The sequence below is a fragment of the Devosia soli genome, assembly GCF_000970455.1.
Taxonomy (GTDB): Bacteria; Pseudomonadota; Alphaproteobacteria; order Rhizobiales; family Devosiaceae; genus Devosia; species Devosia soli.
The window spans coordinates 1-1,550 of the sequence record NZ_LAJG01000013.1 but is presented as its reverse complement, the minus strand read 5'-3'; the positions used below and the strand labels follow the sequence as shown (position 1 = coordinate 1,550).

The following is a 1,550-nucleotide window of genomic DNA, read 5'->3' as shown; positions in this document are numbered from 1 at the left end:
CCGGAGACAAGGTTAGCATTCTAAAGCTCTAGCAGACGGGGTCGGGGAGTTTTCTGACGGTGGCGGGGCTCAGGACGCGGAGCCTGGCGTTCAATGCGGCGAGTGTCGATACGACGGACCAGGAAAGCGCGGGGCGCTGGCGGGAGTTGCTGGCGGGCGGCGGGTTGAAACGGGCTTCGGTTTCGGGGGCCGGGGTGTTCAAGGATCAGGCTTCGGATGGACTCATCCGGAGCCTTTTCTTTGCCGGCACGATCCGGAACTGGCAGCTGATCCTGCCGCATTTCGGGACGGTGGCGGGGCCGTTTCAGATCGTGGCGCTGGAGTTTTCGGCCGATCATGCGGGCGAAGTGACCTTCGACCTGGCGCTGGAGAGTGCCGGGGAAATCAGCTTCACGGCGATCTGAGGACAAAATGCCAAACATTCATCGAGGAGAGATCGCTGCCGAGATCGGAGGCGAGACGAGAGTGCTTTGCCTGACGCTTGGGGCGTTGGCGGAGCTAGAGGCGCGGTTGGGGGCAGGGGACCTTGCGGGACTGGCCCAGCGGTTTGCCGGTGGAAAAATTTCGGCGCGGGATTTGACCGCGATCATCGGGGCAGGTTTGCGTGGCGGCGGCAACACCATTTCCGACGATGACCTGGCGCAGATGAGCGTCGAGGGCGGGCTGCGCGGAGCTGCTGAGATTGCCGTGCGGTTGCTGCAAGCGACGTTTGGGGAAGTGGCATGAGACCGTTTCCCTGGAAGGAAGCCATGGGGTTTGGCTTGGGCGTGTTGCGGCTGCCGCCGGATGCTTTTTGGCGGATGAGTCCGCGTGAACTGGCGGCGGCCTGGGGCGCGGTGGTGGGCGAGCGGGCGGGGTCGATGGACCGGCAAGGGCTCGAAGCGATGATGGAGCGGTTTCCAGATGGCCGGTGATCTGTTTGGCGATGGGCTGAGGGACGAGCTTGTCGATGTTTCGGGTGAACTCGAACGGATCGGCGCGCTGGCCGATGGCGTGGCGCGTTCGGTCAGCAACGCTTTTCGCGGGGCGCTGACGGAGGGGAAGAGCTTTCGATCGGTGCTGCGCGATATCGCCAAGAGCTTTGCCGATATTGCGCTCAAGGCGGCGTTCAAGCCGCTTGGGACGCTGGTGGGTGGGCTGGTCGAAAGCCTGTTTACGGCAGCCAATCCGGCGGTGACACCTTTTGCCAAAGGTGGGGTGATCGCGAGCCCGAGTTATTTTCCGCTGGGGCGCGGGATGGGGCTGGCTGGAGAGGCCGGCCCCGAGGCGATCATGCCGCTGACGCGTGGGCCGGATGGTCGGCTCGGCGTTGCGGGGGGCGGTGGCGGGGTCAGCGTAACGTTCAATGTAACGGCGACGGATGCGCGCAGCTTTGCGGCCAGCGAGGCCGAGGTCAGCGCGATGCTGTTAAGGGCGGTGCGTAGGGGGTCAAGGGGAGCCTAGTAGGACCCCCCTAGCCTCCCCCTGGTAGGGGGAGGGATCTGACGGTGGCTCACCAGTATCGTAGCAAGAACAGTTGCGCCCCTCCCCCTTAAGGGGGAGGTGGGGTG

At 64.7% G+C, this 1,550-nt stretch carries 4 protein-coding genes; all 4 read left to right on the top strand.

Annotated elements, in window-relative coordinates:
* Positions 1 to 53 precede the first annotated feature (53 nt).
* From VW35_RS04115 to VW35_RS04100, 4 genes are read left to right on the top strand one after another with little or no spacing between them, the layout of a single operon-like run.
* Positions 54 to 404 (top strand): phage major tail protein, TP901-1 family, encoded by a 351-nt coding sequence (locus tag VW35_RS04115; RefSeq protein ID WP_046141779.1) that lies wholly within the window; start codon positions 54 to 56, stop codon positions 402 to 404.
* Between the two features lie 7 nt (positions 405 to 411).
* Positions 412 to 726: a gene transfer agent family protein gene (locus VW35_RS04110; protein WP_046141778.1), complete on the top strand. Its 315-nt coding sequence runs from the start codon at positions 412 to 414 to the stop codon at positions 724 to 726.
* Positions 723 to 914, top strand: a complete 192-nt coding sequence (locus tag VW35_RS04105) for a rcc01693 family protein (RefSeq protein WP_046141777.1) — start codon at positions 723 to 725, stop codon at positions 912 to 914. Before VW35_RS04110 ends, VW35_RS04105 begins: the two co-directional genes overlap by 4 nt.
* Positions 904 to 1,443 carry a phage tail tape measure protein gene (locus VW35_RS04100; RefSeq protein ID WP_046141776.1) on the top strand — a complete coding sequence of 180 codons (540 nt, stop codon included), beginning with the start codon at positions 904 to 906 and terminating at the stop codon, positions 1,441 to 1,443. The genes VW35_RS04105 and VW35_RS04100 overlap by 11 nt, the downstream gene beginning before the upstream one ends.
* Positions 1,444 to 1,550 lie beyond the last annotated feature (107 nt).